This is a genomic window from Tenacibaculum sp. Mcav3-52, from assembly GCF_022347665.1.
Classification (GTDB): Bacteria; Bacteroidota; Bacteroidia; order Flavobacteriales; family Flavobacteriaceae; genus Polaribacter; species Polaribacter mesophilus.
In genome coordinates this window covers 20,974-41,303 of the sequence record NZ_JAKRGE010000003.1, presented here as the reverse complement: position 1 = coordinate 41,303, position 20,330 = coordinate 20,974, and the positions used below count along the sequence as shown (strand labels likewise).

Here is a 20,330-nt window from a genome sequence, read left to right as displayed (position 1 = left end):
ATTAGGTTAATTGTTTTAACAATGTTGTTTTAGGTATATGCTTTTTTGCATTTTCTATCAAAAAACTAGTTAATTCTTCTAGGTTCTCTTCTAAAAACCCGAACTTTAAACAATACTTTTTTAGAGTTATCAGTTCATCTTCTGTCACTTTTCCATCTGCCCAAATCATTACTGCTAAATCATATAAGTATTCAACTTTAAGCTCCAAGCTTTCGGGTACTAAGCTTTCTTGTTGGCTTGATAGTAAAATATTATCTAACTCTTGTTTAGATATATTTCTCTCTTCTGCAAATTTGTATAGCATTTGTGTTTCTAACACATCAAAATCATTGTCAGCAAAAGCTATTTCATATAGTCTTAAAAAGTGACTTTTAAGTTCGGTAGTTATTTCATTCATTTTTTTTAATATTTAACATTATGCATGTCTTTATTTTTAGACACTTGTTTTTTATTGTTCGTTGTTTTTTTATGCCTGAGCTATACCCATAAAATACGAGCAGTAGAAATAAGATTCCGTAGAGAACATCTAAAAGAACCCAATATGATTTTACATATAAATAGATGGAAAATATGAGGTTAAATAATAATGCTATTGGTATAAATAATAACCTCCAATACTTCTTTTATTTCCTGATTAAAAACTATCAATAAGCACCCTGTAAAAACCACTATTCTTAAAACATTGTAATATTCTATTGGTAGAGCTGTTACTGCTAAAAACAATGCAATGACACAAATAATATTTACTGTTTTTTGTATTCCTACTTTCATTTGATCATAGTTTAACTACGAGTATATTTACTTTCTTTTTATTAACAGTGCTACAAAAACACTAACTATAGCAAAGACAATTCCTAGGCAGCCTATTCCTTCTTTTTTAGAGTGTCTTTTTCTATACTGCAACCCTTTTACTCCAGTTCTTATAGAATACCCTTTAGAACTTACTGCTCCTATTTTAGTTCGTAAGCTTGGAGAAATGCCCGATTTACTAATATTCAGTCCAAAACTTTTTCCTAATTTTATTCGTCTGTAAAATTGAAATCCCATTAGTTCTTATCTATTCTTACCCCACAATTAGGGCAGTTACTACAATTACTCTTTTCTTCTTTTACTTTATCTATTAAAGCTGAACTTATAATTCCTGTAGGCAATGCCACAAAACCAATTCCTATAACTCCTATTAAAGCGCTAAAGAATTTTCCTAAGGGAGTTACAGGATACATATCTGCTACTCCTACAGTGGTAAGCGTTCCTAACGACCACCAAAAGGCTTCTATAATACTTGAAAACTTATCGGGCTGTGCTTCGTTTTCTGCATAAAAGATTAAAGTAGATGAGAGCATTACTAATATCAATGCTATAAATGCTGTTATTAAAAGTTCTGGCTTGGTTTCTTTTAGTATTAAATTAATCGTTTTAAAAGATTTTGAATACCTACCTAGTTTAAATATTCGTACTAACCTCAACAGCCTCAACACCCTTAATACTCGTAAATCAAACGGAAAAATTAGTGGTAAGTAAAAGGGTAATATTGACAATAAGTCTAAAACCCCATAGCCAGAAAACACGTAAGAACTCCACCCTTTATTATCTTGCTTTTCTGCAATTACAATTCTTGTTATAAATTCTATTGAAAAAACCAGAATAGAGAATCCTTCTATAAACTGAAAAAACTGTGTATAGTTAACTCTTAACGTTTTAAAAGACTCTAGTACTAAACAGATTATATTTATAATGATTAAACCATAAATAAACCTTGATAAAAACAGGTTGTAATTGAATACTTTTAATGCTCTTGTACTCATAGCTCATTTAACAATTACATTCCGATCTGTCTACATATGTTTTATTTCCATTGCTATTCTTATAATAGCATCCTCCTTTGGGTCCTGTCCATAATTGCTTTCCATTATGAACCCCACACTTCCATTCTGTTTTTGTTTCTTGCTCTTCTATTCCATCCGCATCAGTAGAACATTCTGTTAATAGTACTGAAATAAAAAAGAGACCTACAATTTGTAATCTTTTTATCATTATGTTTTAGTTTGGTTATACCCCAAAGCTAAACCTACTCAAAAACAAAACCTTACGGGTTTCCGTAAGGCTTCTAAATACTACAATATAGAATTTTAATCTCCTATAAATAATTATTTATATTAAATCAACTGTGTCTGCAGATGGAGCATTTTTTTGTACCGATTCAATGCCTTTATCTCTTGCTGAAGTTGTGGTATACATTTCGCTTTTACCTATGACTTCTCCATTTTGCGCCTTTAGTGTAAAGTAGTATTTACCATTTGAAGCTACTTTTCTTTCATAGTCATCATCATCATCAGGTGCATTCGTTTTTACAGAATCTATACCGTTTTTACATCCTTGTTTACTAGCGTAGCCTTCACTGGTTAAAATAACTTCTCCATTTCCTGCTTTCAGGTTAAACATGAATTCATTATCCTTTCTCTTTTTGATTTCAAATTTTGGGTTTCCCATTTTCTATGTTTTTTAATTAGTATTATATCAAAACTATACTTTCTAATACAGAAAACTCTACGGAAACCCACATCTAAGATTTCTTTTATTCCACCAAAAGTACACCGCTCACATGAACAAACCCTATTACTTTTGTTCGCTTTACCCTCACTTTAATCCATTTTGCTTGAGTGGCTAATATGGTTAGTTTTTCTCCAAAGTCTAATTGTTGAATTAAATGATAAGAAGTACTTGGGCCACTTCTTAAATTTAAAAGGTTTTTGTTTACCAATAATGTTTTTAGGTAATATGGCTCTTCTTTTAACAATATACTATTAGTCTTACGTCCGTCAAAAATAGTTTGTTTGGTTTGTGGTTTCTTTGAGTAGCTTTTATAAGAGTTTGTATAACTTTTTGTGCTACTTCTCTTTCTGCAAACACCGCAAGAGCCTCCACTGTTACAATATTTACAATACTTACAGTTTTTACATGCTCTACAGTTAACAGAACCTGTACACCTAGCTTTAGGTGGAACATAACAGCCTACTAAAGCTTTGTTATATAAATTTTCTTTAGAATTGTTTTTCTTCGTTACAACTACCGTAGCAACTATTACTATTAATAATGATGTAATTAGTAATACTTTTTCATATTTCTGATTCATAATATTGAAGGGATTAAGTTTATTATATCAAATCTAATTTCTATAAAACAGAAAACCCTACGGAAATCCGTAGGGTTTAATCAATATAATAATCGTTTTGCTATTTCCTCTTCTTCTAACACTTCTCCATTCTTTAGCAGCATCTGTTTTTTCTTACTAATCGGGTTTAAATACAGTTCATAACCATAAGTACAGTTTTTAAACCGATATTTTAATGCTTTTGCTCCTGCTAACAGTCCTTTTCTTTTTGTTTCTTCATATACGTAATGTGAACAGGATTTTCTAAATATACAGCGTGCTGGCTTATTCTTTGGTTTAAACTTCAAATACGCCTTTATAGAAAGAAGTAACAAATGTTTCATTATTCTTTACTAAAAACAATCATTTGCCTGTATGCTGTATATCCTGGTTGAGAACCTATTCCAAAACAACCTGAATCAGGGAGAACATGAGTTTCTACACTTTCTAATCGAACATATCGCCAACCTTGATCGTTGTAATTACTAATAATAACTTCTAATTGTTGTGCTACTTTTGCTGAGTTTCCTTTATTTCTATCAATAGACGGTGTAAAGGGTATTACTTTATATTCCATAATTTATAAATTAGCTTTTGTGACACTCTTCACTACAATGTTTACAGCCATCAGCTTTTGCATAATATTCTTTTGCTTTTAAAACTGCTGAATGGCAAGAAGAATGATAGCCTAAGTCTTTTTTGGAAAGAACAAAAGGCAACCAATTACATCCTTCTTTATGTACTTCATGATCTCCATTTGGTTGTGCTGTATTATTTACATAATATTTTGGCATTTTCTATATTTTTTTGGTTAATATCATTACAAACCTACCTTGATAAAAACACAAAACCCTACGGAAATCCGTAGGGTTTACTATTATGTTAGAGCTATATAAAAATAGCTTCCATAATTAGAACTTTGTTAGAGGTTATATTGATTTTCTTAAATTTTAAAAAGGGTAATAAGAAGATTATTGGTCAAGCTCCTACCCTTGCTACTGGTAATTATCGTGTTAGGGTTAAAACGCAGGTTACAGAAAACTCTAAACACTTTTTAAAGGATATTATGGTAGGTGATTCTACATTTAGTCTTGCTGTTGCTTAAGTAAAAACAGTACTGTTGTTTAACACCAAACACTACTGTTATGTAACAGGCAACAGTAGTGTTTGATGTTTCAAACAAAATTTTATAACATAAAAAGTACGAGCATATAGCTCGTACTTTTTATGTTATATACTCTTTTTATTATGGTTTTTAATGGGTATAGGATGTTCAATGATATGACTAACATTTTTTTATTGATTATTTTCTGTTTTAAAAAACAGCTTTTGCTATTTCTTGAATGTTGGTTGATTTTCCCATTGAATAATAATGTAAAATAGGCACTCCTTTTTGTTGTAATTCCTTACTTTGAGCAATGCACCACTCTACTCCTACTTGTCGTACTTCTGCATTACTCTTACAATTCACAACCTCTTTTACCAAAGCATCTGGTAAATCAACTTTAAAACGGTGCGGAATTAAATTCAATTGCTTTTTGGTTGAGATTGGTTTTAATCCCGGAATAATAGGAACCATAATTCCCTCTTCTCTACATTTTTTTACAAACTCAAAATACTTTTGATTATCAAAAAACATTTGTGTTATCACATAATTTGCTCCGTTTTTAATTTTCTTCTTTAAAAAGTGAATATCAGAATCTAAACTTGGTGCTTCCATATGTTTTTCAGGATATCCAGCTACTCCAATACAGAAATCGGTTTTTGATGAGTTTTGCAAATCATCATCCAAGTATCTTCCTTTATTTAAGTTCTCTATTTGTGTAACTAACTCACTTGCGTATGCATGTCCGTCTTTTTCAGGTTTAAAATAAGTTTCGCTTTTTACTGCATCACCACGTAATGCAACTACGTTATCAATTCCTAAAAAATCGAGATCAATTAAGAAGTTTTCAGTGTCTTCTTTGGTAAATCCTCCACATAAAATATGCGGAATAGCATCTACTTGGTATTTATTTTGAATCGCCGCACAAATACCTACTGTACCTGGACGTTTTTTTACTACTTGCTTTTTTAAGAGTCCGTCTCCTAACTCTTTATATACGTATTCCTCACGATGATAGGTTACGTCTATAAATGGCGGATTGAACTCCATTAACGGATTAATATTTTTGAATATTGACTCGATTGTATCTCCCTTTAACGGTGGAAGTATTTCAAACGAAAACAACGATCTTCCGTTAGCTTTTTCTAAGTGTTCTATTACCTTCATAAGTGTATCTTATAAAGGCGTATTTAACTATACCAATGAAGCTGCCAACAACGATACGACTGCCATTACCAGTAGCTTTATTGCAAATCGAATCTCTAAATTATACTTTTTCATTTGTCTAATTTTATTGATTTTTTATACGGCAATATTACTACTGTTTTGTAGTTTTCAGTTTACCTAACTTAAAACTTATTGTTAATTAAATACGCTCTTTTGTTTGTTTATTTTAAAGTTATTATTAATTATCTGATATGTTTGGATGTAACCATTTTCTGGCTTTTTCTAAGGGTATATTTTTTCGCTCTGCAAAATCTCTTACTTGATCGTCTGTTATTTTACCTAACCCGAAATACCTAGCTTCTTCATTGGCAAAATAATATCCTGAAACGGCCGCTGCTGGCCACATGGCTAAACTTTCTGTTAAACTTACTCCTATGTTCTCTTCTACCTGTAAAAGCTGCCAAATTGTTTCTTTTTCTAGATGATCTGGGCATGCAGGATATCCAGGTGCAGGACGAATTCCTTTGTACGCTTCTTTTATCAATTCATCATTCGTTAAGTTTTCTTCGGATGCATAGCCCCAGTGTTTCGTTCTTACTCTATGATGCAAATATTCTGCAAAAGCTTCTGCAAAACGATCGGCAATGGCTTGTGCCATAATTGCATTGTAATCGTCGTGATTTTCTTTGTATTGTAATGCTAATTCATCAGCTCCAAAAATGGCGGTACAGAAAGCTCCTATATAATCTGTTTTATCTGTTTCTTTGGGCGCAATAAAATCTGCTAAAGCAAAACTTGGTTTTCCTTCACGTTTTTTTAATTGCTGACGTAAGGTTCTAAATACTGCGACTTCTTTTCCTTTCTTTTGAACTGAAATATCGTCGTCGTTAATAGAGTTTGCCTCAAACAAACCAAAAATAGCTTTGGGCTTTAATGCTTGTTTTTCTATGATTTGTTGCAGCATCTTTTGAGCGTCTGCAAACAAATTGGTTGCCTCTACTCCTACTACTTCATCTTCTAAAATATCAGGAAACTTTCCATGTAAATCCCACGAGCGAAAAAACGGACTCCAGTCAAAATACGGTACCAAATCTTTTAAACTTACTTGCTCTAGCTTTTGTACTCCTAATTCTTTTGGTTTAGTAATGTTAGTAGTCTCCCAATCTATTCTGAATTTTCGCTCTCTAGCTTCCTCAATCGGTATGTAGTGCTTCTGTTTTCCTCGTTTTAAGAATTTATCTCGAAACTCTTCGTAATCTTTCTTCAACTTGGCAACATACTCGTTTGAGGTTTCTTTATTCAATAAATCTCCTACTACCGTTACTGCTCTTGACGCATCGTTTACGTGTACCACTGCATTTTTATACTGCGTATCGATTTTTACAGCGGTATGTGCTTTCGAGGTTGTTGCTCCACCAATCAATAAAGGAATTTCCAAATTTTGACGTTCCATTTCTTTGGCTAAATACACCATTTCATCCAACGAAGGTGTTATCAATCCGCTTAAACCAATAGCGTCCACCTTCTCCTTTTTAGCAGTTTCTATGATTTTTTCTGGTGGAACCATCACCCCTAAATCGACAATCTCGTAATTGTTACAACCTAATACTACGGATACAATGTTCTTACCAATATCATGCACATCTCCTTTTACCGTTGCCATCAATATCTTTCCGATAGCTTGTTGTTCCTCGCTTTTCTCTGCTTCAATAAACGGATTCAAATACGCTACGGCTTTCTTCATTACTCGGGCAGATTTTACTACTTGTGGTAAAAACATTTTTCCAGCACCAAACAAGTCTCCTACTACATTCATTCCCGTCATTAAATGTCCCTCAATTACATGTAGTGGTTTTGCTACACTCAAACGTGCTTCTTCAGCATCTTCTTCTATAAAAGCATCTATTCCTTTTACTAAAGAATGTGTAATACGGTCTTGTAGTGGTAAACTTCTCCATTCTAAAACTTGCTCACTGCTTTCTTTTTTAGTTCCTTTTACCGTTTCAGCAAATTCTAATAAACGTTCTGTAGCATCGTCTCTTCTATCTAAAACAACATCTTCAATATGTTCTAATAAATTCTTCGGAATATCATCGTAGACTTCTAACATCGTCGGATTCACAATTCCCATATTCATTCCTGCTTTGATAGCATAGTATAGGAATACCGAGTGCATAGCTTCACGTACGACATTATTTCCTCTAAAAGAAAATGATACGTTACTCACCCCACCACTCACACTTACATGGGGTAAATTTTCGCGTACCCAACGGGTAGCTTCAATAAAATCTAATGCGTTTTTTCGATGCTCTTCCATTCCAGTTGCCACTGGAAAAATATTTAAATCGAAAATGATATCTTCTGGCGGAAAACCGACAATGTCGGTTAATATATTATACGAACGCTCTGCAATTTCAATTCTTCGCTCGTAAGTATCTGCTTGTCCTACTTCATCAAAAGCCATGATAATTACAGCAGCTCCGTATCGTTTTATCTGAGTTGCTTCCCAAATAAATTTTTCTTCTCCTTCTTTTAAAGAAATAGAGTTTACGACTGATTTCCCTTGTACTACCTGTAATCCAGCTTCGATGATTTCCCATTTAGAACTATCAATCATAATAGGAACTCTGGCAATATCAGGTTCAGAAGCTATTAAGTTTAAGAAACGTACCATCGCTTCTTTCCCTTCAATTAAACCATCATCCATATTAATGTCGATGATTTGTGCTCCTCCATCCACTTGATGACGCGCAATCGCTAAGGCTTCGTCGAACTTTTCTTCTTTAATCAATCGAAGAAATTTACGTGATCCTGCTACGTTTGTGCGCTCCCCTACATTGATAAAATTACTTTCGGGTGTTATAATTAACGGTTCTAACCCCGATAATTTCATGTATCTTCTTTCCTCACTCATCTACTAACTATTTTGTACTGCTGTAACAAATTCAGCTTTTCGTGGTTTGTACTTCGCTGCTATTGCTGCGATAGCTGAAATATGTTTTGGCGTGGTACCACAGCATCCTCCTATAATGTTGATTAAGTTTTTCTTTAAATATTCTTCTATTTGCTCCGCTGTTTCTTCTGGAGTTTCGTCATACTCTCCAAAAGCATTCGGTAATCCGGCATTTGGATGTGCAGAAATGGCAAACTCTGTTTTAGAAGCAATCGCTTCTAAGTGTGGTTGTAATAAATTAGCCCCTAAAGCACAGTTGAATCCTATAGATAGCAACGGAATATGAGAGATAGAAATCAGAAAAGCTTCGGCTGTTTGTCCCGATAATGTTCTACCTGAAGCATCGGTAATGGTTCCAGAAACCATGATAGGAATTTCTATATTTCGTTCCGATTTTACCTCTTCAATAGCAAATAAAGCTGCCTTTGCATTTAAGGTATCAAATACGGTTTCTACCAATAAAATATCTGAACCACCATCAATTAAGGCTTTTACTTGTTGCTTGTAGGCAATACGTAACTCTTCGAAAGTAACTGCTCTGTATCCCGGATCGTTTACATCAGGTGACATACTTGCGGTACGGTTGGTAGGCCCGATAGAACCTGCTACAAAACGAGGTTTATGTGGTTCTTTCGCTGTGAATTCATCGGCCACCTCTTTGGCTATCTTAGCAGATTCGTAATTTAACTCATATACCAAATCTTCCATTTGGTAATCTGCCATGGCAATGGTAGTACCTGAAAAAGTGTTGGTTTCTACAATGTCTGCTCCTGCCTCAAAGTACTTTCTGTGTACTTCTTTTACGGCTTCGGGTTGCGTAATGGACAACAAGTCGTTGTTTCCTTGCAACGGTGTTGGGTAGTCTTTAAAACGTTCTCCACGAAAATCTTCTTCAGTAAATTTATATTCCTGAAGCATGGTTCCCATAGCGCCATCGAGCACAAGGATTCGTTTTTGTATTTCTTGATAAATGTTTGACATTCCTGATATTTAGTGTAATGTTATCAGGAAAAGAGGAAGTAAAATTCTTTTCGTTATCTCTCTGCCGAAGCAGTAGAATGTAGCACCTTCTTTGTTTGCACAAAGGGTTGCTAAGGTTTCAAAGGGTCTATTCCCTCCACCTTTCTTGATAACATCAATACGTTAATGAACGGGGCAAAGTTATAGTATTATTTTTTATTTACCCAATTTTTATTTTCATAATTAAATAACTAAATGAAAAAGACTGCTTTCACTACTAGGGTGCAACATAATTTTGTTTTATCTTGGATACTTGAAACAAGAAGAATAAAATTGCTGAAACTTCCGTTTATCACCTTCAATACTCCTGATAAAAGTAGTTTTTGTTCTCTTAACAAGTTGTGTGTAAAATTATAAATCAACTCTATGAAAATTGAAAAAATAAAGAATTATAATCAAAAGTTACTAGCCATTTTAGGAACAATTGCGGGAATATTTTTAATTATTGCATTAGTTTCATTTATATCTATAGTCATTCAGGAACATAGGAGATATAATTATGAAGAACCTGAAACTGGAGTTTTATCAAAGGAAAAAATTGAAAAACTTCAAAAAGAAAATAAAAGAGAACAAGTTATCTCATACGAAACTCCAATTTTAATTGACACTTTAAATTCACAATATATAATTCCAGTTTCTCACAAAACTTTAAACGAAAAAGAAGATATTGGATTAAATGGACTTTTAAATGCTTATTCAGATTCAGGTTCCGATTTTAGTGTAAAAGAAAAGAGAGATGAAAGATATTCTAGAGAATATTATGGAGAATACAATAACATAATCGTTTTTGACGAGCCTAATTCAATAAATAAGAAATTATTTAAAAAACGAATTAATTTTAACGAGATCAAATCTGAATATTTTAACAAAGAAATACTTATTCTACTTAAAGCTTCTGATAAGGACACTTTCAAAGATGGTGTGATAAATTTGAGAGACTTAACCTCTCTTTATATTTATTCAATTAAAGAAAATAAGATTCGAAAAATTGGAATTGAAGGAATGGATGTTTATAACTATAAATTCATAAATAAGAGTAAAAACTTAATTATTGAATTTGGAATAGATAAAAACAAAAATGGAGCTTTTGAAAGCTACAATGAACCAATAATTCTGAAAAAGTACAATTTTGAGAAAGAAAAACTTGTAGCAATAGTTGACGAGAAAATAAATTCTGAATTACAAAAGAAATTAGAAGGAACTGAAAAATAACTATACACAACAAAACCTAATTTGCCCTGAAATTGTTCTCTTAATAAAATAATTTTCTTAGAGTTTTTCAATATGTATGCCAAAGATTCATCTAACTAAGACTTTTGTATTCATTGTTAAATCATTTACCATTCTTTTAACAACTATGAAAAGTGATGTTAGAATACAAACACATTCTCTGCTCGTTTAAAACCTTATGCTAAATACTTAAATAATAGCTCTTTTGTCTTATTTGTTGCTATGGTTACCCTTTTAATGTAATTCCTATCAAAGAAAAAACACTTGTAATAACATATTATTTTTATTTCTCACTTTTTTACATGCCTTTATGAGTGGCTCGACTAAAATCATGTACGACGTCACCACTACGAACAGAAGATATGCTACTCCAATTAAGGTATAGAGAGTTTTCATGTAATCATTTTTAGCAACTTACATTAAAGCTACTAAATACCTAATAAAAAGTCTCTTACTAAAAAATTAATTTTTTTTCACCTTTTTAATAGAAAATTGTTTGTTTACATTCAAAACTTAGTTTATTTGTTCTTTGGAAGGTTCAACGTGACGCGCTGACGGTTCCGTTTACTTGTATTTTCAATCCAACTCCCTTGGGAAGGAAAAAATACGTTAAAAATTGTTTAATCAACATATGTAAAGGTGTTGTAGCTACTCCTCTTCTATTTTTGTCATATTCTTAAACAATTATAGTATGACTTTAATAGACAACCTAGAATGGCGATACGCCACTAAAAAATTTGATGCTTCTAAAAAAGTTTCAGCACAGCATATAGAACTTTTAAAGAGAGCGATTCAATTAGCTCCTTCTTCTTACGGTCTGCAATTGTATACCATTTTGATTATAGAAGACAGTGCAATAAAAGAACAGTTAAAAGCTGTTTCTTACGGACAGAGTCAAATTACTGATGCTTCGCATTTATTTGTTTTTTGCAATTATACAAAGGTTACCAATGACCATATAGATGCTTATTTTTCTTTAAAATCTGAAATAGAACAAGTAGACATTTCTAATTTTAAAGAGTATGCTGATTTTATTAAGTCTGACGTTACGAGCAGAACTTTGGTTGAAAAAAGCAGGTGGACTTCTAACCAAGTTTACATTGCTTTGGGGAATTTGCTAAATGCTTGCTCTGAACTTAAAATAGATGCTTGTCCTATGGAGGGTTTTGACGCCGAAGCTTATAACAAAATATTAGACTTGGATAAGTTAGGTTTAAATGCTGCTGTAGTTGCTCCTGTTGGTTATCGTTCTGACGAGGATTATTCTCAAAATACATATAAAGTCAGAAAACCTATAGAAAGTCTTTTTATAGAATATAAACAGCATAAAGCACAATCTGCAAAACATTTTCTTAAATCTGCTCTTTTATTTAGCTTTTATTAAAACTAAGAGGAGGGTATATTCATTTATCTTTTTTATATTTCATAAAATATTATAACCGTGCACGTTCCACGGTTTTTTATTTTGTTTATATTAGCTAGATAAAATAAAATTGCTAAAAATCTACCTATAAATGTTTTTATACTTCAAATAAATTAGACAAAATGCTGAAAAAAATTCTAAACTTAATTTTCTTTTTCTGTTATACTTTGGTTTTTGCACAAGAAACTGTAATAATTCCTAAGTTTTTATTTAATCCTATGGACTCCATTACAAAGCAAAGTTTTAATAAAAGTTTAGAATCCTTTTTTTTTGAGTTAACAAAAGGTAAAGTAAACGAAAATTTATTAACACCCAAAAGAAAAAAACTAACCTCTTCACAACTCCAAAAACTAGTAGATTATGAAATACGAAAAGATAGTTTGGCTTTGAAGTATAAAGACAAAAAACTAATAAATATTTATCCCTTATCCGATAAAAATAAATATTTCATCTCAATTTCATATAACTATCAGAAGCCTAATTCTGAAACAATTCTCTTATATATTGTTAATTTAATTGCAACAAAAGATAATGATAAATTTACTTTTTCAATTCCACTTGATTATTTAACTCGATACTGGAAAACACAAACTTTTGGTAATATTACTTATCATTTCAGAAATTTTATTAATACAGATAGAGCTAAGATATTTAATAAAAAAAACTCTGAAATTGCAAATAAATTAGGGGTACTACCAGAGAAGTTTGATTTTTATATGACTGAAAATTTTCAAGAAATTTCAAAGCTCTTAGGTTATGGTTATTCCCTTTTCTCTAACGGAAAATACAGAGACGGTTATGGCGTAGATTCAAAAACAATTTTTGCAATAATGAATAATGAAGACTTTTCACACGATATATTCCATTATTATTCAGGTAAAATAAACAAGCGTAGCAATCGAAATTGGATAACCGAAGAAGGTATTGCATATTTATGGGGCAATGCATATTACACTGACAAAAAAGGAGAAATGATTACGCATAAACGATTGGTAGTTGAATTAAAAAAATATCTTTCTAAAAACCCAAGCATAAGCCTTTATAAGCTTTTTAAAAGCAATAAAAAGATTTTTACAAATATAGCTCCTGAAAGTTCTGTACGCTCAACAATTTCTGGAATTATAGCTAAAGAAATTGAAATAAAAAAAGGAAATAAAGCTATTTTAAAATTAATTAATGCAGGGCGGAAAAACAAGTTGGAAAACTACTTAAAAACTATTAATCAGCTGATTGGAATTAATAAAGAAAACTTTAATGTAAGAGTGAAAAAACTCATTGAAAAATATTAAAATTAGAAATGATTGTTACCTATACCACCTTTTTACAAGTTTTTAGTAAGCCTCTCCTATCTTTAATTTGATTAATAAATAAAACTCTTAAGCATATATTTAATATATGTATTTAGCACCCTTTTTTATTTTACCTTAGCTAATAATAAAAGAGGATAAAATTGTTATTATTAACTTCTTTTTCTTATTTTAAAAACAAGCTTCTTTTAATTATAATGAGATACTACAACATAATATTTCTTTTATTACTTTTTCAAGGCTGTAATACAATTACACTTTCAGAAATAGAAGCTAATAACATTTCAAATATACAAGTTAAAATATTGATTGAGGATGGTACTAAAAAAACATCATTGAATAAAATTAATGTTTATATATCTAACGGTGAGAAGAGAATTATTAATGAAAACATAAAGGTTCTATTAAACGGACAACCTTTAAAATTGTTTATTAGAACTGGAAATTATTATGATAAATATCCTGTTTATCTAACAGATGATTTGGTACGAAGAGAATCTTATTACTTTGAAATAATTTTACCTGACAGTGCTAAATATCCAATAGCTTATATAAAGCCAAGTAAAATAACATCAAAATTCAATTTCCCTAAAAATATATCTCTAGATGAAGACTTCGTACTAAACTGGAAAACTAATAATACATTAGCAAACGTAGAGTTATGGAAACTAGTACATCAAAAAGATAAAACAAACATGCATTCAGGTGGAAGATATGCAAAATCAACAATTCATCATACTATAAATACTAAAAAAGGAAACTATAAAGTACCAAAATTGTTTTATGAAGATTCTTTAACAATTGCAGATTATTTAAAAATTAGAATTAGTAGTGAAGAAGGTGGATTGATAAACCCCAAATTAATAACAAATAGTAAAATTTCATATACGTACGCAATAGAACAAACAATTAGTTTAGAAAACTAAACAACCCTTTTTTGTTTTACAAAATAAAAAATATGGCAAGAATATATTACGATAAGAAAAAACTATACGGAAAACCGTTTAAATCAGCTACTCTTAATATTAATTCTTTCAAATACATATTTGAAAATACAATTATTGAAAAAAACTTTCCAAAAAAAATTGAGTTTACTAATTCAAAGAAAGAGATTTTTAAAACGTTACTTTTATATACAGACGATATTGAATATGATTCAAGTAAACGTAAAGTTTATATTCCAAATTCAATTATATTTTATGACTATGAAGATTATAACTTCCCTACAGAGTTTTATTTTATTGTTAGAATTGAAAACCAAATTGAAATAAGAAAATGCAATGGTGGTGAAGATATAAAATGGTTTCATATTCCAGATATGCATAAACCTGTGTCTGATTTAAGATTTATAACTAAAATAGAAGCTACTTTCTCAGAACTCATTAAACTCGTAGAAGAAAATTTAAAAAGAGAAAAAAACTCAAACAAAAAAGTAAACACAAAAAAAGAGCGTCCATCTATAAATAGTATTCAGCGAGAAGCATACAAAGAACTGACTGAAATATGTGTTTTAAACAAAAAAGAATGCGTTTTAAATCATATAAAAAACCTTAAAAACTATGATAATGACAGTGAATATTTTACAACACTTAACTATTTAATAGACCTTTTAGAAGAAGATGATATTTCGTTTATTATAAGATTAGACTGGAAAGCTGATATTAAAGATTTAGAATGGTTTTTAAAATCAACATTAAAAGATAATTTTAACTTATCTATTGACTTACCCAGTCCTAATAATTACAAAAAAAATGCATCTGTTTCTTTTGATAACGTTTTTGAGGATTTCGATAAACCTTTAAGACAAAATAATCTTCAATTAGGTTTTATAGATACTCAGTCAGACGAATATGTTTTTATTTTACATAAAATTACAGATAAAAAAAGAATACAAAAACTTATTAAACTTATTGGATACAACTATTACGAAAAATAAAAGTTATTTAAGTTACAAACACTAATTATATAGTTATTTAATGAACTTAATTACAAACTACCCTTATATATCAACAATCATAATTATACTTATTTTGAATTTTATAATTAAAAAAATTACACGAGCTAAACATTCTCCTCTTCTAAAGGCATTCTTATTTATAATGGCAATTATCTCTCAAGCTTGTAGTCCTTTTGCAGGTCCTGTAGATAAATCTATTTCAGATTCCTATTACTATTCAAAATCAAAAAGTAACATCTGTTATTCTCCTATGGGAAATTGGTTTGAATTGGGTAACACTAAAATAAATGCAGATGTTGAGAGCTTCAAAGTCTTAGGAAGAGATTTTGGAAAAGACAAAAATCACCTATATTTTAAAACTCATATTATAAATAATGAAGTAGATGTTCCTACCTTTTATGTCCACAAAGACAATTACATCTGTTTTGATAAAGACCATGTATATTTAGCTATAAACTACTTACCCCAAGATATTCAAGAGGAAAGTCAAGGAAAAAAGCACTTGTGGAAAATAGCTAAAGCTAATCCAAACACATTTCAAAAAATTGATAATGATTGGTCTAAAGACGACAAATTTTATTTTTACAACTATAAGCCTGTAAATGTAGATTATAATTCATTTACAATTATAAATAGCAACTTTGTTAAAGATAAAAATAATGTATACTCATTAAAAAGCTATAAATTACTAGCTTCTACAATAGATCCAGCTACAACTAAAAAAATCAACAATAGATATATTGCTGATAAAAACAATATTTATGATTTTCAGGAGTATCAAAATGGTAAAATGGTAGACTCTCTAATATCGATACCTTACCAAAACATCAACAATTTAACTGTTTTAAAAGATAAGTTTCTATTATTTGACAATAAGGTCGTTTATGATGGAGTAAAAATTGAGAATGCTGATGCTTCTTCTTTTGAAATAATTCAATTCCCGTATTCTAAAGATAAAAACTACGTGTTCTATCACGGAGATATAATTGAAAAAGCTGACCCAAATACGTTCAGTATATTTAAAACCTCTTTTTATTCAAAAGATAAAAACCATGTATTTGTCTATGGAAAACTATTAAAAGACGCTGATGTGGCTACTTTTGGACCTGTAAATAAAAAACATTCTTTACTGTATAAGGATAAAAATCATACTTATCGAGGAGACCAAATTGTAGAAAACAATTAAACCTACTAATAAGCTCACAAGGTATTTATAAGTAAAAGCTCTTAATTACTAAGGCAAGCTTTGAGGTGTTAATTTTTTTTAGTGGTACTATAAATATATGCCACTGTATCATAACATCATACAGTAGTATCGGATGATTTCATACACTACTGTATGAAGCTTAATACTAATTAATTATTATACGTCGTTCACCTATTATATGTAATAGAATTGGGGATATTATTGTTTAGTAAAAGCATACATTTTTTGTACGGTTTTTTATTTTGTATTGTACAGCGCTTACTTAAAAAGAATAAAAAATTGCTAAAATTATGCTTATATCAATACAATAAAGTACCCTCAACAGTTTTATTCCTTATTTAAATTAGTTAGACAATATAAATGTGCGAATAAAAATACCTGTTGCTAACAATGAATTAAAAGTAATTTAGAAAGTAAAAAACAAGAGTTTATATATTAAATTAACAGCTGCTTAAATTTAAAAATCCCCGCTTAGACGGGAATTTTTGTATTATAAAATAAGTAAAGACAGTCTATTGAAACAAATCAGAAGATAAATAGCGGTCTCCTCTGTCGCAAATAACTGCAACGATCACACCCTTATCAATCGTTTTAGCTATTTCTAAAGCTGCATGTACTGCTCCTCCACTACTCATTCCTGCAAAAACACCTTCTTCTTGTGCTAACTTTCTAGTCATGTTTTTAGCATCATTTTCATCTAACTCTACCACTTGATCTACCTTACTTTTATTAAAGAATTTTGGTTGGTATTCTGGCGACCACTTACGAATTCCTGGTATTCTAGCTCCGTCTTTAGGTTGTGCTCCTACAATTTGCACCTCTGGATTTTGTTCTTTTAAATAGGTAGAAACTCCCATAATGGTTCCTGTAGTTCCCATCGCTGAAACAAAATGAGTTACTTCTCCTTCGGTGTCGTTCCAAATTTCTGGACCTGTAGTTTTATAGTGTGCTTTCCAGTTATCGGTGTTTTCAAACTGATTCAGCATAAAATAGCCTTTTTTATAGCGTAACTCTAAGGCGACATCTCTAGAACCTTCAATACCTCTTTCTGCATCCGTTAAAATAACCTCAGCTCCGTATGCACGCATAGTCTTCACACGTTCTTCTGTAGAGTTCTCAGGCATCACCAATACCATGTTTACTCCTAACACTTTTGCCATGAGCGCTAACGCTATTCCTGTATTTCCACTAGTTGCTTCTACTAAATAATCTCCTGGACGGATATTTTTCCTTTTAATAGCTTCAGCAATCATATTAAAAGCTGCTCTATCTTTTACGCTTCCGCCAGGGTTATTTCCCTCTAGTTTTAATAATAGTTTTACGCCTTCTTTTTGAAGAATGTTTGAAACTTCTATGAGTGGCGTATTTCCTATACTATCTATAATTGTTTTAGTTTTCATGGTTAATTTGGTACCTACATCATTTAACGTAGGATTTTCTAGTGGTTATTTTATTTTCTGACTCATAGGTTACAATAGATCCTTCGGGTACAGAGGTGGTTACGCAAACATTAGCACCAATTATACTATCTCTTCCTATCACTACATCGCCTCCTAAGATAGTTGCGTTGGCATAAATGGTTACATTATTTTCAATGGTTGGGTGCCTTTTTGTAGAAGCTAATTCTTTTTTAACTTGAATTCCTCCTAGGGTAACTCCTTGATATATTTTTACGTTTTCTTTAATAATGGTAGTTTCTCCAATTACAATTCCTGTTGCATGATCTATAAAAAACGAATCGCCAATGGTTGCTCCTGGATGGATATCTGTTCCTGTTAATCCATGCGCATATTCACTCATCATTCTTGGTAAAATCGGTATTTTCATTTTGTACAATTCATGACTCAAACGATATACAGCAATCGCATGAAACCCTGGATAGGCTAGATACACTTCACCTAAGCTTTTACAGGCTGGGTCAGTCTTTTCAAATGCCTTGGCATCTAAATCTAACTTTTCTCGTATTCCACAAAATGTTTGTTGGTATGCAGCCCATGTTTCCGAAGCATTTTTAATAGCCAACCCGTTTAAAATTTTTTTAAACTTTTCTTTTAAATGATTTGCTTTTTCTTGACATACATCATTAAACAATGCGTAAAATAATTGTTTTGTAAAATTTGCTACATCATCTTTTAATGATAAATCGTATTGTTTAAATTGCATTTATTCTTTTTTTACAAAAATAACTAACTTTCAGGAGCTAACTCAACCTCTAATCCTTCTAATTCAAGTGTTATTTGAATCTGGCATCCTAATCGGCTATTTTCTTCTACATGAAATGCTTCTGCTAACATTGCATCTTCATCATCATTCATTTCTGGCAATTCATGATTTGATTTTACATAACATTGACACGAGGCACACATCGCCATTCCTCCACAGATTCCAATAGTTCCTTCTGGAGCAAGTTCATAAGAACGAACCACCTCCATTAAATTCATTGCCATATCTGTCGGAGCAACTACCTCGTGCATTACACCTTCTCGATCTGTTATTTTTATATTAATATCTTGATTATCCATCAGTAACAATTTATTATAGGAATCAGTAGTTAGGTAGGCTATTTTAGTTTTGCTGGTGAAGGGGCTTACTAAAAATTTGTAATTACAACAAACTTATTCGCTAAACTCCTAACTACTTTCATCCTAATCCCCAATTATTCAATTGCTTTTACTACCGCTTTTGGCGCTTCTTTTCTTGTTCCATCAAAACCGTCTACACCACCAACAGTGGTATATTTCATCACATATTTTTTATCTGGATATATACGTTTATAAGCACTTTGACACATGAGTGTTGCTTCGTGGAATCCACACAAAATCAATTTTAGCTTTCCTGGATAGGTATTTACATCTCCAATGGCATAGATACCTTCTACATTGGTTTGGTAATCTAGCGCATTGTTTACTTTAATAGCGTTCTTCTCAATTTCTAATCCCCAGTTGGCAATAGGACCTAACTTTGGCGCCAATCCAAATAATGGGATAAAATGATCGGTATCTATCATATAAGGTTCTTTCCCTTTTTCTTCTACTACAACACCTGTTACATGATTTTCTCCTAATACTGCTTTTACCTCAGCAGGTGTAATTAAGTTTATCTTTCCTAAATTCTTTAACTCTTGAACTTTTTCTACAGAGTCTAACGCTCCTCTAAACTCATTTCTTCGGTGAATTAAGGTTACCGATTTTGCTACATCTGTTAAGAAAATAGACCAATCTAAAGCAGAGTCTCCTCCTCCAGCGATTACCACATCTTTATCACGATACAGTTCTGGTTCTTTAATCATATACTCCACTCCCTTTTCTTCAAAATCAGCAATGTTAGGAATCGGTGGTTTACGAGGTTCAAAACTTCCCAGTCCTCCTGCAATAGCTACCACAGGTGCTTGGTGTTTTGTTCCTTTATTGGTAGTTACGATAAACGTTCCGTCATCTTGCTTTTCAATAGTATCAGCACGCTCACCTAAGGTAAACCCTGGTTCAAATTGCTTGATTTGTTCCATCAAGTTCTTAGTTAAATCTCCTGCTAAGATCTCTGGATATGCTGGAATATCGTAAATAGGTTTCTTTGGATAAATTTCTGAACACTGCCCTCCTGGTTGTGGTAAGGCGTCAATTAAATGACAACGTAATTTTAATAACCCTGCTTCAAAAACAGTGAATAGTCCTGTTGGACCCGCTCCAATAATTAATATATCTGTTTGTATCATGTTCTCTTTATTTTGTCACTTCGACTACGCTCAGTGACCTCTCTCTATTTTATAAGTTTATAGATTTCTTCATTTTAGCCTGTCTTGAGCCTTTTGAC

24 protein-coding genes and 1 riboswitch are annotated in these 20,330 nt (G+C 31.4%); of the genes, 7 read left to right on the top strand and 17 right to left on the bottom strand.

Annotation, left to right across the window (positions count from 1 at the left end):
* Position 1: 1 nt before the first annotated feature.
* The 10 genes from MHM83_RS09345 to MHM83_RS09300 all read right to left on the bottom strand — a co-directional run bounded on the left by MHM83_RS09345 (position 2) and on the right by MHM83_RS09300 (position 3,945).
* Complete coding sequence (locus MHM83_RS09345; RefSeq protein WP_239179418.1) at positions 2 to 397, bottom strand: hypothetical protein; 396 nt, start codon at positions 395 to 397, stop codon at positions 2 to 4.
* A 179-nt stretch (positions 398 to 576) separates the two neighbouring features.
* Entirely contained in the window at positions 577 to 771 is a 195-nt protein-coding gene (locus MHM83_RS09340; protein WP_239179416.1) for a DUF6804 family protein, read from the bottom strand.
* A gap of 27 nt (positions 772 to 798) precedes the next feature.
* Complete coding sequence (locus MHM83_RS09335; RefSeq protein ID WP_239179414.1) at positions 799 to 1,047, bottom strand: DUF4236 domain-containing protein; 249 nt, start codon at positions 1,045 to 1,047, stop codon at positions 799 to 801.
* Complete coding sequence (locus tag MHM83_RS09330; RefSeq protein ID WP_239179412.1) at positions 1,047 to 1,805, bottom strand: ion transporter; 759 nt, start codon at positions 1,803 to 1,805, stop codon at positions 1,047 to 1,049. The genes MHM83_RS09335 and MHM83_RS09330 overlap by 1 nt, the downstream gene beginning before the upstream one ends.
* Positions 1,806 to 1,812: 7 nt before the next feature.
* Positions 1,813 to 2,034, bottom strand: a complete 222-nt coding sequence (locus MHM83_RS09325) for a hypothetical protein (RefSeq protein WP_239179410.1) — start codon at positions 2,032 to 2,034, stop codon at positions 1,813 to 1,815.
* Between the two features lie 117 nt (positions 2,035 to 2,151).
* Entirely contained in the window at positions 2,152 to 2,490 is a 339-nt protein-coding gene (locus tag MHM83_RS09320) for a YegP family protein (protein WP_239179408.1), read from the bottom strand.
* Between the two features lie 85 nt (positions 2,491 to 2,575).
* Positions 2,576 to 3,133 carry an SH3 domain-containing protein gene (locus MHM83_RS09315; RefSeq protein WP_239179406.1) on the bottom strand — a complete coding sequence of 186 codons (558 nt, stop codon included), beginning with the start codon at positions 3,131 to 3,133 and terminating at the stop codon, positions 2,576 to 2,578.
* Between the two features lie 80 nt (positions 3,134 to 3,213).
* On the bottom strand, positions 3,214 to 3,495 hold the full coding sequence (gene yidD / locus MHM83_RS09310; RefSeq protein WP_239179404.1) for a membrane protein insertion efficiency factor YidD: 282 nt from the start codon (positions 3,493 to 3,495) through the stop codon (positions 3,214 to 3,216).
* The gene (locus MHM83_RS09305) at positions 3,495 to 3,728 is read right to left on the bottom strand and encodes a DUF4177 domain-containing protein (RefSeq protein WP_239179402.1); all 234 of its coding nucleotides are present in this window, start codon (positions 3,726 to 3,728) and stop codon (positions 3,495 to 3,497) included. Before MHM83_RS09305 ends, yidD begins: the two co-directional genes overlap by 1 nt.
* A gap of 10 nt (positions 3,729 to 3,738) precedes the next feature.
* On the bottom strand, positions 3,739 to 3,945 hold the full coding sequence (locus MHM83_RS09300) for a hypothetical protein (protein WP_125067306.1): 207 nt from the start codon (positions 3,943 to 3,945) through the stop codon (positions 3,739 to 3,741).
* A gap of 125 nt (positions 3,946 to 4,070) precedes the next feature.
* Between MHM83_RS09300 and MHM83_RS09295 the strand changes: the two genes are divergently transcribed.
* Positions 4,071 to 4,256: a hypothetical protein gene (locus tag MHM83_RS09295; protein WP_239179400.1), complete on the top strand. Its 186-nt coding sequence runs from the start codon at positions 4,071 to 4,073 to the stop codon at positions 4,254 to 4,256.
* A 210-nt stretch (positions 4,257 to 4,466) separates the two neighbouring features.
* Here the strand turns inward: MHM83_RS09295 and metF are convergent, their stop codons facing one another.
* The 3 genes from metF to MHM83_RS09280 form a co-directional block, all read right to left on the bottom strand.
* Positions 4,467 to 5,423, bottom strand: a complete 957-nt coding sequence (metF, locus tag MHM83_RS09290; RefSeq protein ID WP_239179398.1) for a methylenetetrahydrofolate reductase [NAD(P)H] — start codon at positions 5,421 to 5,423, stop codon at positions 4,467 to 4,469.
* Positions 5,424 to 5,661: 238 nt separating this feature from the next.
* Positions 5,662 to 8,337, bottom strand: a complete 2,676-nt coding sequence (metH, locus tag MHM83_RS09285; RefSeq protein WP_239179396.1) for a methionine synthase — start codon at positions 8,335 to 8,337, stop codon at positions 5,662 to 5,664.
* 3 nt (positions 8,338 to 8,340) lie between these two features.
* A complete protein-coding gene (locus tag MHM83_RS09280; RefSeq protein WP_239179394.1) occupies positions 8,341 to 9,357 on the bottom strand; it encodes a homocysteine S-methyltransferase family protein in 1,017 nt (338 codons plus the stop codon).
* Between the two features lie 50 nt (positions 9,358 to 9,407).
* Positions 9,408 to 9,512, bottom strand: a riboswitch (SAM riboswitch).
* Positions 9,513 to 9,762: 250 nt separating this feature from the next.
* Here MHM83_RS09280 and MHM83_RS09275 point away from each other — a divergent pair.
* From MHM83_RS09275 to MHM83_RS09250, 6 genes are all read left to right on the top strand, one after another.
* Positions 9,763 to 10,608, top strand: a complete 846-nt coding sequence (locus MHM83_RS09275; protein WP_239179392.1) for a hypothetical protein — start codon at positions 9,763 to 9,765, stop codon at positions 10,606 to 10,608.
* A 709-nt stretch (positions 10,609 to 11,317) separates the two neighbouring features.
* On the top strand, positions 11,318 to 12,010 hold the full coding sequence (locus tag MHM83_RS09270) for an NAD(P)H-dependent oxidoreductase (RefSeq protein ID WP_239179390.1): 693 nt from the start codon (positions 11,318 to 11,320) through the stop codon (positions 12,008 to 12,010).
* A 161-nt stretch (positions 12,011 to 12,171) separates the two neighbouring features.
* On the top strand, positions 12,172 to 13,338 hold the full coding sequence (locus MHM83_RS09265) for a hypothetical protein (protein ID WP_159615796.1): 1,167 nt from the start codon (positions 12,172 to 12,174) through the stop codon (positions 13,336 to 13,338).
* Between the two features lie 215 nt (positions 13,339 to 13,553).
* Positions 13,554 to 14,282, top strand: a complete 729-nt coding sequence (locus tag MHM83_RS09260; RefSeq protein WP_239179388.1) for a hypothetical protein — start codon at positions 13,554 to 13,556, stop codon at positions 14,280 to 14,282.
* Between the two features lie 32 nt (positions 14,283 to 14,314).
* Positions 14,315 to 15,292, top strand: a complete 978-nt coding sequence (locus MHM83_RS09255; protein WP_239179386.1) for a DUF6630 family protein — start codon at positions 14,315 to 14,317, stop codon at positions 15,290 to 15,292.
* Between the two features lie 163 nt (positions 15,293 to 15,455).
* On the top strand, positions 15,456 to 16,499 hold the full coding sequence (locus MHM83_RS09250; RefSeq protein WP_239179384.1) for a DKNYY domain-containing protein: 1,044 nt from the start codon (positions 15,456 to 15,458) through the stop codon (positions 16,497 to 16,499).
* Positions 16,500 to 17,032: 533 nt separating this feature from the next.
* On the opposite strand, the gene cysM is transcribed toward MHM83_RS09250, so the two are convergent.
* The 4 genes from cysM to MHM83_RS09230 form a co-directional block, all read right to left on the bottom strand.
* Positions 17,033 to 17,920, bottom strand: a complete 888-nt coding sequence (cysM, locus tag MHM83_RS09245) for a cysteine synthase CysM (protein ID WP_159495371.1) — start codon at positions 17,918 to 17,920, stop codon at positions 17,033 to 17,035.
* Positions 17,921 to 17,939: 19 nt separating this feature from the next.
* Entirely contained in the window at positions 17,940 to 18,683 is a 744-nt protein-coding gene (gene epsC, locus MHM83_RS09240; RefSeq protein WP_047789529.1) for a serine O-acetyltransferase EpsC, read from the bottom strand.
* Between the two features lie 23 nt (positions 18,684 to 18,706).
* Positions 18,707 to 19,042: a 2Fe-2S iron-sulfur cluster-binding protein gene (locus MHM83_RS09235; RefSeq protein ID WP_073182911.1), complete on the bottom strand. Its 336-nt coding sequence runs from the start codon at positions 19,040 to 19,042 to the stop codon at positions 18,707 to 18,709.
* A gap of 134 nt (positions 19,043 to 19,176) precedes the next feature.
* Complete coding sequence (locus MHM83_RS09230; protein WP_239179382.1) at positions 19,177 to 20,232, bottom strand: NAD(P)/FAD-dependent oxidoreductase; 1,056 nt, start codon at positions 20,230 to 20,232, stop codon at positions 19,177 to 19,179.
* Between the last annotated feature and the right edge of the window lie 98 nt (positions 20,233 to 20,330).